This is a genomic window from Micromonospora sp. NPDC005194, from assembly GCF_040608335.1.
Lineage (GTDB): Bacteria > Actinomycetota > Actinomycetes > Mycobacteriales > Micromonosporaceae > Micromonospora.
Window position 1 is genome coordinate 1 of the sequence record NZ_JBEXIA010000019.1, and the last position, 12,568, is coordinate 12,568.

The 12,568-nt window shown below is 69.0% G+C and carries 11 protein-coding genes; 1 reads left to right on the plus strand and 10 read right to left on the minus strand.

Annotation, left to right across the window (positions count from 1 at the left end; translation table 11 throughout):
• Positions 1 to 576: 576 nt before the first annotated feature.
• From ABZU53_RS17790 to ABZU53_RS17835, 10 genes are all read right to left on the minus strand, one after another.
• A complete protein-coding gene (locus ABZU53_RS17790) occupies positions 577 to 1,140 on the minus strand; it encodes a gluconokinase (RefSeq protein WP_354857485.1) in 564 nt (187 codons plus the stop codon).
• Positions 1,130 to 2,359: a D-mannonate dehydratase ManD gene (gene manD / locus ABZU53_RS17795; protein WP_355066759.1), complete on the minus strand. Its 1,230-nt coding sequence runs from the start codon at positions 2,357 to 2,359 to the stop codon at positions 1,130 to 1,132. The genes ABZU53_RS17790 and manD overlap by 11 nt, the downstream gene beginning before the upstream one ends.
• A 209-nt stretch (positions 2,360 to 2,568) precedes the next feature.
• Positions 2,569 to 3,573 (minus strand): LacI family DNA-binding transcriptional regulator, encoded by a 1,005-nt coding sequence (locus tag ABZU53_RS17800; protein ID WP_354857490.1) that lies wholly within the window; start codon positions 3,571 to 3,573, stop codon positions 2,569 to 2,571.
• Between the two features lie 45 nt (positions 3,574 to 3,618).
• Positions 3,619 to 3,909, minus strand: a complete 291-nt coding sequence (locus ABZU53_RS17805) for a putative quinol monooxygenase (protein ID WP_354857492.1) — start codon at positions 3,907 to 3,909, stop codon at positions 3,619 to 3,621.
• Positions 3,910 to 3,938: 29 nt separating this feature from the next.
• Complete coding sequence (locus tag ABZU53_RS17810; protein WP_354857494.1) at positions 3,939 to 4,826, minus strand: SMP-30/gluconolactonase/LRE family protein; 888 nt, start codon at positions 4,824 to 4,826, stop codon at positions 3,939 to 3,941.
• A 77-nt stretch (positions 4,827 to 4,903) separates the two neighbouring features.
• Positions 4,904 to 5,947 (minus strand): NAD(P)-dependent alcohol dehydrogenase, encoded by a 1,044-nt coding sequence (locus tag ABZU53_RS17815; protein ID WP_354857496.1) that lies wholly within the window; start codon positions 5,945 to 5,947, stop codon positions 4,904 to 4,906.
• A 9-nt stretch (positions 5,948 to 5,956) separates the two neighbouring features.
• Positions 5,957 to 7,117 carry a sugar ABC transporter substrate-binding protein gene (locus ABZU53_RS17820; RefSeq protein WP_355066760.1) on the minus strand — a complete coding sequence of 387 codons (1,161 nt, stop codon included), beginning with the start codon at positions 7,115 to 7,117 and terminating at the stop codon, positions 5,957 to 5,959.
• Between the two features lie 40 nt (positions 7,118 to 7,157).
• Complete coding sequence (locus tag ABZU53_RS17825) at positions 7,158 to 8,189, minus strand: ABC transporter permease (protein ID WP_354857498.1); 1,032 nt, start codon at positions 8,187 to 8,189, stop codon at positions 7,158 to 7,160.
• A 13-nt stretch (positions 8,190 to 8,202) separates the two neighbouring features.
• Entirely contained in the window at positions 8,203 to 9,267 is a 1,065-nt protein-coding gene (locus ABZU53_RS17830; RefSeq protein ID WP_354857500.1) for an ABC transporter permease, read from the minus strand.
• The gene (locus ABZU53_RS17835) at positions 9,264 to 10,793 is read right to left on the minus strand and encodes a sugar ABC transporter ATP-binding protein (protein ID WP_354857503.1); all 1,530 of its coding nucleotides are present in this window, start codon (positions 10,791 to 10,793) and stop codon (positions 9,264 to 9,266) included. Before ABZU53_RS17835 ends, ABZU53_RS17830 begins: the two co-directional genes overlap by 4 nt.
• A 605-nt stretch (positions 10,794 to 11,398) precedes the next feature.
• Here ABZU53_RS17835 and ABZU53_RS17840 point away from each other — a divergent pair.
• Positions 11,399 to 12,559: a Xaa-Pro peptidase family protein gene (locus tag ABZU53_RS17840; protein ID WP_355066761.1), complete on the plus strand. Its 1,161-nt coding sequence runs from the start codon at positions 11,399 to 11,401 to the stop codon at positions 12,557 to 12,559.
• The last annotated feature ends 9 nt before the right edge of the window (positions 12,560 to 12,568 follow it).

Here is a 12,568-nt window from a genome sequence, read left to right on the forward strand (position 1 = left end):
CCACCTCTCGTTCGATGGAAACTGCGGTGTCCGCCCGGCCTGACATGACGGCCGACGGCGGGCGATCCAACGGTGTACGGCCCTCCCTTTCCTCTACTACCTCTTTCCCTGGCTGACGTACGATCCGCCGGTGCTGGAGCCCACGCGACTTCACGGCCCCCACACGTACGGCGAACATCAGCTGGAGCCCTAGAAGAGCCTTGGCCCCACCTGCACCCCGGCTCGTATCACGCCGAGTGACGTGCTCCTACTTCTTCTCGGGAGGGAACGATGAAGCCTGTTCCTCTCCTCGCCGTCCGTCGTGACCTCACGGCCGAACGGCCCGTCCGCGTCCTGACGGATCTTTCCTCTCGACTCGAAGAACAGTATGCCACCATGCAGAAGATGTCTAGTCGTTCCAGCCTAGATTTTCTGGCCGCCGGCCATCAGGGTGGCTGGCCCAGCGAAGGACGGTTCCAGGAGGGCCGACGTTGCGCCTGCCGAAATGTCATCCGCCCTGGTGAGAGCCCGGCGTACCACACGGTCGAGCGGCGCCGACCCGGGTCCGGGTCGGCGCCGCTTGGCCGTTTGCACCGCTCAGCGCGACGTCTCTGGAACGCGCAGGCCGAGCCCGCTCACGGCCGCCGCGACGAGCTGGTCCGGCGGCAGGGAGACGTCGAGCACCAGGCAGGGCTCGTCCGGCTGGGGCCGTTCGAGGGTCGCGAGCTGGGAATCCAGCAGGGAGGCCGGCATGTAGTGCCCGATCCGCTGCGACAACCGCTCCCGGATCACCTCGGTGGGCCCGTCCAGGTGCACGAAGTCCAGCTCCGGTGGCCCCTGCCGGAGCACGTCCCGATAGGACCGTTCCAGCGCCGAACAGGCCAGTACGGTCGAGACTCCCTCAGCGGACCGGGCGGCCATCCAGGCGGCCAGCGCACGCAGCCAGGGCCAGCGGTCGGCGTCCTGCAACGGGACGCCGGACCGCATCTTGGCCACGCTGGCCTCGGAGTGGAACTCGTCCGCCTCGGCCAGCCGCAGGCCCGCGGCGATGCTGATGCCCCGGGCCACAGTGCTCTTGCCGCAGCCCGACACACCCATCACGACTACGTGTCGGGTGGGAGCCGGTACCCGCCGACCGGCGACGGCGCCGTCACCAGTCATGGACGGTGCCGTCCTTGAGCCGGTTGAACGGAAGGTAGGCCGGCACGTAGGGGAACTTGGCGGCCGCGGCCTCGTCGAGCTCGACACCGAGCCCCGGCTGATCGCCCGGGTGGAGGTAGCCGTCGGTGAACGTGAAGGACTGCCGGAAAACCTCGTTGGTCAGCGGGCCGTGCTGCATGTACTCCTGGATTCCAAAGTTGTGGATCGCCAGGTCGAGGTGCAGGGCGGCAGCCATACCGACCGGGGAGATGTCGGTCGGCCCGTGGATGCCGGACTTGATCTGGTACTGCGCGGCGAAATCGAGCAGCTTGCGCATGGCGGTGATGCCGCCGGTGTGCGTGACCGCGGATCGGACGTAGTCGATCAGCTGCTCCCGGATGAGCGTCTGGTAGTCCCACACCGTGTTGAAGACCTCGCCGATGGCGAGCGGCGTGGTGGTGTGCTGACGGACGAGCCGCAGCGCCTCCTGGTTCTCGGCCGGGGTGCAGTCCTCGAGCCAGAAAAGGTCGTAGGGCTCCAGCACCTTGCCGAGCTTGGCGGCCTGGATGGGGGTCATCCGGTGGTGGCCGTCGTGCAGCAGCGGCAGCTCGGGGCCGAACTCGTTGCGGACCGCCTCGAAGACGCCGGGAAGGTGGCGCAGGTAGGCGCGGGTGTCCCAGTCCTCCTCGGCCGGCAGCGGGATGCGCTGTGCCGGCTCGTAGTCGTACCGCTTGTTGTCCGCACCGGACTGCGCGGCGACGCCGTAGACCGCGTTGATACCCGGAACCGAGGTCTGCACGCGGATCGACCTGTAGCCGAGCTCGAGATGCCGGCGGATCGAGTCGAACAGCTCCGGCAGGTCACGGCCGGAGGCGTGGCCGTACGCCCTGATGCCGGTGCGGGACGCGCCGCCGAGCAGCTGGTAGAGGGGCATCCCGGCCGCCTTTGCCTTGATGTCCCACAGCGCCACGTCCACGGCGGCGATGGCCGCCATGGTGACGGGTCCACGGCGCCAGTACGCCGAGCGGTACAGAAACTGCCAGGTGTCCTCGATGCGGTGCGCATCCTGGTTGAGCAACAGCGGGACGACGTGGTCGGCCAGGTAGGAGGCGACGGCGAGTTCCCGCCCGTTGAGCGTGCCATCGCCCAGGCCGGTGATGCCCTCGTCCGTGGTGATCTTCAGCGTCACGAAGTTGCGATCAGGGCTGGAGACGATGACGTCTGCTGCGACGATCTTCACAGGGTGCCTTTCTGAGGTGATGCTCGGGCGGTTCGTCAGGATGGTGCTTCCCGGCTCGCAAGCCACCGGGAGAAAACGTTCGTTGCGCCCCGGGCCGGACGCCGGCAGCGGGCGCTCCGGCCGGCGACGCGCTGCCCCGGCGACCCGGTCACGGATCGGACCGGACCGCCACCGCGGCGGTCAGGCAAAACGGTGAACAGGTCGAGCGGCTACGGCGCGTCAGCGGGCCTGCGGCCAGGGGCTGCGGTGGAGGCACGCACGACCACCTCGCTCGACAGCACCGGCGGGTCGCTCACCGGCAGGCCCTGCATCCGCGCTTCGAGCGCACGCCACGCCTGCCGGCCCAACTCGACGACGGGGCGCCGGACCGACGTGATCGGCGGGGTGGCGTAGGCCGAGAACGGGATGTCGTCGAAGCCCGCGATCGAGAGCTCCTCGGGCACCTTGACGCCGAGTTCCTGCAGGCCCGACAGCACGCCGAGGGCGACGTAGTCGTTGAACGCCACCACCGCGGTCACGTCGCTGTCGGCGAGCTGCCGGGCGACGGCGTAGCCGGCCTCGAGGTCGGGGCCGCACGGGAACGGCACGACGTCGAGCCCGAACGACGAGGCGGCCCGCAGCGCGCGCCACCGGACCGAGTCCGACCACGACCCCGGCGGGCCCTGCAGGTACCCGATACGCCGGTGCCCGAGCCCGGCGAGATGCCCGGCCAGCGACAGCGCCGCCTCGTACTCGTCGACTGTCACGCAGGGCATCCCGAGGCCGCTCTGTGCCCGGTTCACGCAGACCGTCGGCGACGACTGCACCGCCAGCTCGTGCAGTTGCTCGATGTCCATCCGCGGCGAGCACAGCACGAGCGCGTCGGTCTGGGCGAGCAGGCCGAGCGCGAGCTTCATCTCACGCTCGACGTGTTCGCCCGACTCCGCGACGACCACGCTGTAGCCAGCCTCCTCGGCGGCCGAGGTGAGCCCCCGGAGCACGATCGGGAAGAACGGGTTCGACAGGTCCGGCACGAGGGCCCCGACGAGCCACGTGCGGCCGGCCACCAGCCGGCGCGCGTGGACACTGGGCCGGTATCCGAGCTCCTCAATGGCCTTCTCGACCCGGTCGGCGAGCTGCCGGTCGACGCTGGTGTTCCCGTTGACGACCCGCGACACGGTCGCGGTGGAGACGCGCGCCGCCTTGGCGACGTCCTTGATGGTTATTTCCCGCATCTCGACTCACCGGCCCCCGTACCACGCTGGCCTTCTCGTCTCGCCCTACGCCTGCTTGACGGCAACGTGTACGTCGACTGGTGCGACAGCGTACTCCTTGACGATATTCAACCACGCTGCCACGTGCTCAGTACTGCCATGATTGTCCAGGCAACGCTGGTCGCGCCAGTGCGCGTGGAACCAGATCTCACGCGGGTTGTCGGCGCCTTGGAAGACGTTGTACGCGAGGTTGCCCTCTTCGGCCCGGCAGGGCTCGACGAGCGCCACCGCCGCGTCGCGCAGGATGTCGACGGACCCGGGTTTGGCCTCGACCCGGGCGAACACGAACCGTTCCATCAGCTTGTTCTCCTGTCGGTTTAGGAACGTCAGAACGCGGCGAGACCGGCCACTGTCGTGCGGACGCTGTAGACGCTGGTGCTCGCGCAGATGTAGAGGGTGCACAGGTCCTCGCCGCCCCACACGAAGTTGCCGACGACCTCGGGCACCTCGATGACGCCGACGTGGGCGCCGTCCGGCGAGTAGACGTGGATGCCGCCGGGGCCGGTGCAGTAGACGTTGCCCGTCGAGTCGATCTTGAGACCGTCGACCACCGGGTCACCGGGGCCGCTGGTGACGGCGAACACCTCTCCGCCGGTCCCCCGCCCGTCCTGCAGCCGGAACCGGCGGATGTTCCCGTGCTCGGTGTCGTTGACGTAGAGCACGCTCTCGTCGAGCGACAGACACAATCCGTTCGGGCCGTCGAGATCGTCGATCAGCAGAGTCAGCTCGCCGGTGTCGGGAACGAGCCGGTAGACACCGCACACGTCGAGCGGAACCTCGCGCAGCACCCCGACGAACTCGCTGGTCCGCCCGTACGGCGGGTCGGTGAAGTAGATGGTGCCGTCGCTCGCCACGATGACGTCGTTGGGGCTGTTGAGCTCCCTGCCGTCGTAGCGGTCGGCCAGGGTGGTCCACGAACCGTCGAGCTCGCGTCGTACCAGTCGGCTGGTCGCGTGCTCGCACACCACCAGCCGGCCCTGCCGGTCGTACGCGGTGCCGTTGGCCTTGTTGCTGGGGTCGCGCACCACCGTGACGTCCCCGGCGGCGTCGAGCCGCAAGATGCGGCCGGCCGGGATGTCGGTGAACGTCAGGGACTGTTCGTGCGGGTGCCAGGAGGGGCCCTCGGTGAAGAGGTAACCGGTCGTGAGCTGCCTCAGCGGCTCGTCCGTGACCAGTTGCGCCGGCCGGCCGGCCGTACCCTGGACAGCGGTCATCATCGACTCCGTTCTGTGCCGGTCTTACAGTCACGGCGCGCCCCGCTCCCGGCGGAGGGGGCGCGTCGCACGGGACGTCAGGACTCGTTCGGGACGATGATTCCGCGGCCCTGCAGACGGCCGCCCTCGAGATCGGCCATCGCCTCGTTGATCTGCTCGAGCGGGTAGGTCTTGGTGTGCAGCGTGACCTTGCCCTGGGCCATCAGCGCGAGCAACTCGCCGAGCTCGTTGAAGTTGCCGATCAGGTTGCCGACGAAGTTGAGCTCGTTGTTGATGATCCGCTTGGTATCGACCTGCAGCTCACCGCCGTAACCGACGACGAAGTACGTGCCGAAGGAGCGAAGCATGTCCACGCCCCACTTCTCGGCACCGCGCTCCGCGACGTAGTCGATCACGACGTCGGCGCCGCGCCCCTTGGTCAGCGCCTTGACCGCCTCCACCTGATCGCCGTCGACGAGCACCGTGTGCTCGGCCCCCCAACTCTTGGCGAGTTCGAGCGCCGCCGCGTTCTTGTCCACGACGATGATCTCGGCGGGGGTCATCGCGGTGAGGCACTGGATGCCCACGTGCCCGAGGCCGCCCGCGCCGATCACCACGACCTGGGTACCCGGCACGAGCAGCTTCGCGGCGCGCTTCACCGCGTGGTAGGCGGTGACGCCACCGCACGCGACCGGGGCCACGTCCACCGGGTGCAGGTTGTCAGCGATCTTGAGCGCGGCGCGCGCGCCGGTCTTGATCTTCTGCGCGAACCCGCCGTCGGTGTAGAGGCCGGGGAACACGGCGTTCTCACAGCGCATGTCGTCGCCGGCCCGGCAGCCGGCGCAGACGCCGCAGGTGACGAAGGGGTGCAGGATCACCGCGTCGCCGACGGCGAGGTGCTTGACGCCCTCCCCCACCGCCTCGATCCAGCCGGCGCTCTCGTGGCCGGGGATGTAGGGCAGGTCCAGCCCCGCGTCGGCGTGCTCCTTCTCGAACTCGCCCCACTGGATGTGCAGGTCGGTCCGGCACAGGCCGGCGGCGCCGGTACGCACGATGATGTCGAAGGGGCCCGTGATCTCGGGGTCGGGGACCTCCTCGATGACCAACGGCTGGTGGTAGGCGTGCAGTCGTGCGGCCTTCACTGGTTCTCCTTAGTACTTCTTGGCGTCCAGCGCCCACTGGAGGTAGGCCTGCGGCGCGTCGACGTTGCTCTTGTCGATGATCTGCGTGCCGACGTAGGTCACCTTGTCGATGTTCTTGCCGAGCACGACGCGGTTGAACATCGTCTCGACCAGGCGCAGTCCGTTGTCGACCGGGCCCACGTCGACCGACGCGGTCAGCTTGCCCTCACGGATCTTCTCGCAGCCCGACACCAGGCCGTCTGCGCCGATCGTGAGGATGCCCTCCTTGCCGTCCCAGTGCTTGAGGCCGGCCTGGTCGATGGCCTGCGAGGCGCCCAGCGCCATGTCCTCGTTCTCGCCGTAGATCGCGTTGATGTCCTTGTTGGCGGCCAGCAGGTCCTGCGCGACCGCGAAGCCCTTGTCCCGCACATAGCCGCCGTCGGCCTGGGCGACCAGCTTCACGTCGGGGTACTCGGCGAACGCCCGCTTCAGGCCGTCGCCGCGCATCTTGCTGTAGTCGGACCCCGCGGGGCCGAACAGCGCCAGTACCCGGCCCTTGCCGTTCAGCTTGTCACCGATGTACTTGCCGGCGAGGTAACCCGACTGGGTCTCGTTGTGGTAACCCACCGTCGCGGCGGTCCGCAGCTGGTCAGCCGGGTAGAGCTCGATCGGCATGTTGTACTCGATCACCATCGTGCCCTGCTCGGCGGCCCGCTGGTAGACGCCCTGCATGGTGGCGAAGTTGGCCGAGGTGCAGATGAAGATGGCGTCGAACTTACGGGTGGCCCAGTTCTGCACGATGCCCACGTGCTGCTCGACCGACTTGTAGTTGGCGGTGGGCGCCGACCGCTCCCACTTCCACTTGACGCCGAACCGCTCCTCGTACTCGGCCATCTTGCGCCAGGCGGCGCCCTGGATCTCGTTGAAGTACTCGGACAGCACCGGGACCGTATAGCCGATCTGGATCGTGCGACCGTTGACGATCTTCCGAACCGCGTCGTCGTACTTCTGGCTGATCGGGCTGCCCCCGTTGCCGCCTCCGCCGCCGGTCGGGCTGTTGTCGACCTCCTTGCTCGAGCACGCGGCGAGCAGGCTGCCGCCGACCGCGGCACCGCCGATCAGGCTGACACCTCTGAGGAAATTTCGACGCGACGGTAGGGACGGCAGGTTGTCGTTGCGGGCGTCACTCATTGCAGGCCTCCGAGAAAGGTGGTGGGTTGGGGAAGCGACGTCAGGCGTCCGCGGCGACGACCGCCTGCCGGCGGGCGCGGGCCAGGGATCGCTCGTAGCCGAGGGTGCCGACCCGGTCGAGAGTGACGGCCAGCAACAGGATCGAACCGAGCACGATCTGCTGCCATTCGGCACTGACGCCGGCAATGTTGATCACGTTGTTGGCGACCGTGAGGACGAGCGCGCCGAGGACGGCACCACCCACCCGGCCACGTCCGCCGGACAGCGCGGCCCCGCCGATGACGGCCGCCGCGATGGCCTGGACCTCGTAGCCGAGGCCCATGTTGGGGGCGACAGTGGTGGTGCGCCCGGCCAGGAGCACACCGGCCAGCGCCGCGAGCACGCCGCTGATGACGTACGCGGTGACGCGTACGCGGTTGACGTTGATGCCCGACAACCGGGCCGCGTCGGCATTGCTGCCGACGGCGTAGGCGTGCCGGCCGAACGAGGTACGCCGCATGACGAAGGCGACTACCGCGACCATCAGCAGCGACAGCATCAGGGGGACGGTGACGAAGCCCAGGTACCGTTCACGCCCGGCGAGCGTGTAGTACACGTCCAGCATGTAGTCGGTGAACGGGAAGCCGCTGGTCCACAGGTACAGCAGGCCGCTGGCGATGCCCATGGTGGCCAGCGTGGCGACGAAGTCCGGCAGGCCGATCCGGGTGATGAGCACGCCGTTGAACAGCCCGAGGACCGCGCCGGCGGCGAGGGCCAGGATGAACGCCGCGATGAACGGCCGCCCGGTGTTGATCTGGTCGGCCATCACCCCGGCGGACAGGCCCAGCACCGCGCCGACCGAGAGGTCGATGCCACCGGTGATGAGCACGACGGTCATGCCGATCGCCAGGATCAGCACGTAGACCGACTGGTTGAACACGTTGGACCAGTTGTTGAACGTCAGGAACACCGGCTCGGTGAACGCCATGAAGACGCAGATGCCGAGCAACAGGACGATGACACCGGTGCTCGGCTTCGCCAGTGCGGCGGAGGCGAGACGCCGGACCGACGGGATGGACCCGGATGTACTCATGGCAGGAGTCATCTCAATCGACGGAAGAGAGGGCGGAGGGACTCGGTGACCGGGTGCCGGCGATCCCGTCGTCGTCGCGCCGCTCCGGCGGGGTGGCGGCCGGCGACTTGAGCGTCAGCCAGCCGGCGGCGACGCGCTGGACGCCACGGTCGAACGCGATCGCGAGGATGATGCTGGCGCCGGTGACGATCGTGAACCACAGCGGGTCGACACCGAGCAGCTGCAGCCCGCGGCTGAGCGTCGCCAGGAACAGCGCGCCGATGACGCCCCGCCAGACCGTGCCCCGGCCACCGGCGAGGCTGATACCGCCCAGGACGGCGGCGGCGATGGTCGTCAGCTCGTACCCCGATCCGAGGCCGGCCTGCACGGAGTTCAGCCGGGACGCCTGGACCACGCCAGCCAGGCCGGCGGCCGCGCCCGACAGCACGTACACCAGGAACCGCACCCGGTTGACCGACACACCGGCCAGGTGCGCGGCCCGTGGGCTCATGCCGGCCGCGTAGACCCCGCGGCCGAACGGCGTCTTGATGAGCATCAATTCGAAGGCGAGCACGATGACCGCGCAGATCACGACCGGGATCGGGATCCCGAGAACGCTTTCCCCGGCGATCGAGGAGAACGTCGAGGAGTTGGCTCCGGCCAGCGTCACCTTGGCGGTGAGGACCGCGAGCACGCCGAACTCGATGCTCATCATCGCCAGCGTGACGATGAAGGCGTTGACGCCGAGGCCGCTGATGATCAGGCCGTTGACGGCGCCGACGAAGGCGCCGAACAGGATGCCGATCGCCACGGCCAGCACGACGGGAACGCCGTGCAGGAGGCTGAAGTACGTGACGCCGCCGGACAGTCCCAGTGTGGCGCCGACCGACAGGTCGATCCCGCCGACGAGCAGCACATAGGTCATGCCGGCCGTGATGAGGACGACGAACACCGCCTCGACGAGGAGGTTGCGCAGGTTCTCCCCGGTCAGGAAGACGTCGGACTTCACCGAGAAGAAGGCCACCATGATGATGAATGCGAGCACCACTGCTGCGCCGTCGACGGCGAGCAGCCGGGCGACGCGCCGAGCCAGGTTCATGCGACACCGCCGCGCACTGCGAGAGCCATGATCTTCTCCGCTCTACGGTCGTCCATCTCGGTGGTGCTGTCGCCGCCGCACTCCACCTCGCCGACGAGCCTGCCTTCGCGCATCACGGCGATCCGGTCGCTGACCCGAAGCAGCTCGGGCAACTCCGACGAGATGACGATGGCGGCGCCCCCGTTGTCGACGAAGTCGTGGATCAGCCGGTAGACCTCTGCTTTCGCCGCCACGTCGATGCCCTGCGTGGGCTCGTCGAAGATCAGCACGGACGGCTGGGTGAACAGGCAGCGGGCGACGATGACCTTCTGTTGGTTGCCGCCGCTGAGATTGCGGATCTTCTGGTGGACGCCCGGCGTACGCACGCCGAGGTCCTTGACGAAGCCGGTCGCGACGGCGTTCTCGCGACGGCGGTCGAGCACCACGCCGGCGCGCGCGACGCGCCGCAGATCGGCGATGGTGATGTTCTTCGAGATCGTGAAGTCGGGCAGGATCGCCGTCGTCTTGCGGTCCTCGGGTACGAGCGCGATGCCGAGGCGGTACGCCTGGCGCGGGTTACGGATCCGGGTCACCAGCCCGTTGACCGCGATCTCGCCGGAGTCGAGGCGGTCCGCGCCGAGGATGACCCGCGCCAGCTCGGTGCGGCCTGCCCCGGCGATACCGGCGATGCCGAGTACCTCCCCACGCCGCAGCGTCAGGTCGATGTCGGTCAGTGGCAGCCGGGTGATTCCGGTCAGGCGGAGAACCTCGCTGCGGTCCCCCTGCCACCGGGTGTCCCTCGCGACGCTGCCGGTGGCCAGCGCGCCGACCGTCTCCGCTTTGTTGCCGACCATGAGTCGCACCAGCTCGTCGGGCGTCGCCGCGCTCACGTCGTCGAGGGTCGCCACGTGGGTGCCATCGCGCAGCACCGTGATGGTGTCGGCCAGGCCGTAGAGCTCGTCGAGCCGGTGCGTCACCCACAGCACGGCGATGCCGCGGTCGCGCAGGGCACGCATGTGGCCGAACAGGCTCTCCCGCTCGTGGTCGGCGAGGCCCGAGGTGGGCTCGTCGAGGATGACCAGGCGCGAGTCGAAGGCAAGCGCCTTGAGGATCTCCACGACGTGCTGCTTGAGAGCTCCCAGCGAGGCGACCCGGCAGTCGAGGTCGTCCGGCGTCAGTCCGAACTCGACCGCCAGGTCGCGGACCTTGCCCAGCATCGCGCGCTCGTCGAGAAGGCGCAGGCCGAATCGGCGGCTGCGCAGCTCGCGGCCGAGGAAGATGTTCTCGAGCACCGTCAGGTCCGGGGCCAGCGACAGCTCCTGGTGGATCGTGGTGATCCCGAGTTGCTGGGCGTCGCGCGGCTTGCGCAGGGCCACCGGCGCACCGTCGAGGAGGATCTCGCCGGAGTCGGGCGTGGTGATGCCCGACAGCAACCTGATGAGTGTCGACTTGCCGGCGCCGTTCTCACCCAACAGTGCGTGGATTTCGCCGCGACGCAGCGTCACGCTGACCCCGGCGAGCGCCACGACCCCGGGATAACGTTTCACGGCGTCGCGCACCTGAACGAGGGCGCCGTCGTCGTCACTGGGTGACCGGCGAGGAGCCGTGGAACTGTCCGACATGACATTTCGCCTTTGCCGAAGGAATTGGGACGCGCCGAACTGCCGGCGCGCGCTCTGACCCCGGGATCGGACCGTGGTGACGGCCGGTCTCGTTGTCTCGCACGGGGTGTCGTGCCGCGAGACGTTAGACGTGTACGACTGTCGTGTCAATCACTTCAGGAATCGATTTCTCAGCCGCCTGAGCGACTCTGCCACCCGGTGGCAGGACCCGCACCGGGCTTCCTGACGGCGTCCGGCCAGACCGTCATATGAGGCTCTGAGCTGGTGTTTTGTGCGAAGACATGGCGTTTCCGGGAGCCGGGACGAGGCACGACACGCAACGGCGAAGAAGGTTCGGGGCTTGACAGCGACGCCGGCTTGGTAAACGTTATCTCCACTGATCTCACGGGTCGGCAGTGCCGAGGCGTCCACCATCGCGCTCGGGTCTCGCCGGCCGCGTACCGCCACTGCACACAGCCCGCCGTCCGCGCACCGCCGGTGCCGGCAGGGCGCGACGCCACGTCCACCGGAATGCCGAAGGAGCCCCGCTCATGACCGCCGTTCCCGCCCCGCCCACCGCCATCCCGCTGGAGGAGATCGAGCGCCGCATCGCCCGCGTGCGCCGGCGGGCGGCCGCCGAGGGGCTCGGCGCGGTCCTGTCCTATGGCGACTGCTGGCGGTCGGCCAACGTCCGTTACTTCACCGACTTCCGCCCCGTCGACGGGGTGCACGACATCGCCCTGGCGCTGCTCGTGCTGCCGCTCGACGGTGAGCCGGTGCTGCTCGTGGGGGACGGGACGCTGGACTACGCGCGTGAGGTGTCGACGTTCCGGGTGGAGACCTTCGGGTCGCTCGAGCAGACCTTCACGGACCTGCTGGCGGCCCAGGGCGCCGGGCCGGTCGGCCTGGCCGGCCACGGCCTGATCCCGGCGCACCTGCACGAGCGCTGCACGGCGGCGCTCGGCGGCGCGCCACTGGTACCCACCTCGGCGGTGGCCCTGGAGAAGGCGCGCAAGTCGGCGTGGGAGCTCGGCCAGCTCCGCGAGGCCGCCCGCATCACCGACCTCGCCATGGACGCCATCCGGACCGCACTCGAGAACAACGGCCCGATGTCCGAACGCGACATGGCGCGGGTGGCCGACATCGCGATGATCGAGGCTGGCGCCGACGGCCCCGCGTACCTGTCGATGGTGCAGTCGGGTCCGCGGGCCGCGTTCAGCCTGGCCCTGCCCACCAACCGCGTCGTGCGCCCCGGTGAGATGGTGATGACCGACATCGGCGCCCGGTACGGCAACTACGTGGCCGACGGCGGCCGTGGCTTCGCCTACGGGTCCGTGACCCGGCAGCAGCGCGACATCATCGACACCGCCGCCGACGCCGTCGAGGTGGGGCTGGAGACCGCCCGGGCCGGCATCACCGCCGACGAGCTCAACAAGGTCATGCAGGCCGTACTGGTCGAGCGCGGGTACGCCCCGTACTCCAGCGAGGCCATGGGCCGCGGCACTGGCCACGGCACGGGCATGGACCCGGAGGAGGAGCTGCCGTGGATCGGCCCGGGCAACGAGACCGTGCTCGAGGAGGACATGGTCTTCACGCTCAAGGCGACGATCAACGTTCCCGAGGTCGGTGGGCTGCGGACCGAGCGGATCGTGCGGGTCACCCAGGACGGCGTGGAACCGCTGGACAACTTCCCCATGCGCAACTTCTGGTGAGTCGACCGA

Bases quoted from the DNA above. Each gene is read 5' to 3' on its own strand.
- ABZU53_RS17810 (WP_354857494.1), bottom strand. From the start codon at position 4,826: ATGACCGCTGTCCAGGGTACGGCCGGCCGGCCGGCGCAACTGGTCACG.
- ABZU53_RS17840 (WP_355066761.1), top strand. From the start codon at position 11,399: ATGACCGCCGTTCCCGCCCCGCCCACCGCCATCCCGCTGGAGGAGATC.
- ABZU53_RS17790 (WP_354857485.1), bottom strand. From the start codon at position 1,140: ATGACTGGTGACGGCGCCGTCGCCGGTCGGCGGGTACCGGCTCCCACC.
- ABZU53_RS17800 (WP_354857490.1), bottom strand. From the start codon at position 3,573: ATGCGGGAAATAACCATCAAGGACGTCGCCAAGGCGGCGCGCGTCTCC.
- ABZU53_RS17820 (WP_355066760.1), bottom strand. From the start codon at position 7,117: ATGAGTGACGCCCGCAACGACAACCTGCCGTCCCTACCGTCGCGTCGA.
- ABZU53_RS17805 (WP_354857492.1), bottom strand. From the start codon at position 3,909: ATGGAACGGTTCGTGTTCGCCCGGGTCGAGGCCAAACCCGGGTCCGTC.
- ABZU53_RS17830 (WP_354857500.1), bottom strand. From the start codon at position 9,267: ATGAACCTGGCTCGGCGCGTCGCCCGGCTGCTCGCCGTCGACGGCGCA.
- ABZU53_RS17825 (WP_354857498.1), bottom strand. From the start codon at position 8,189: ATGAGTACATCCGGGTCCATCCCGTCGGTCCGGCGTCTCGCCTCCGCC.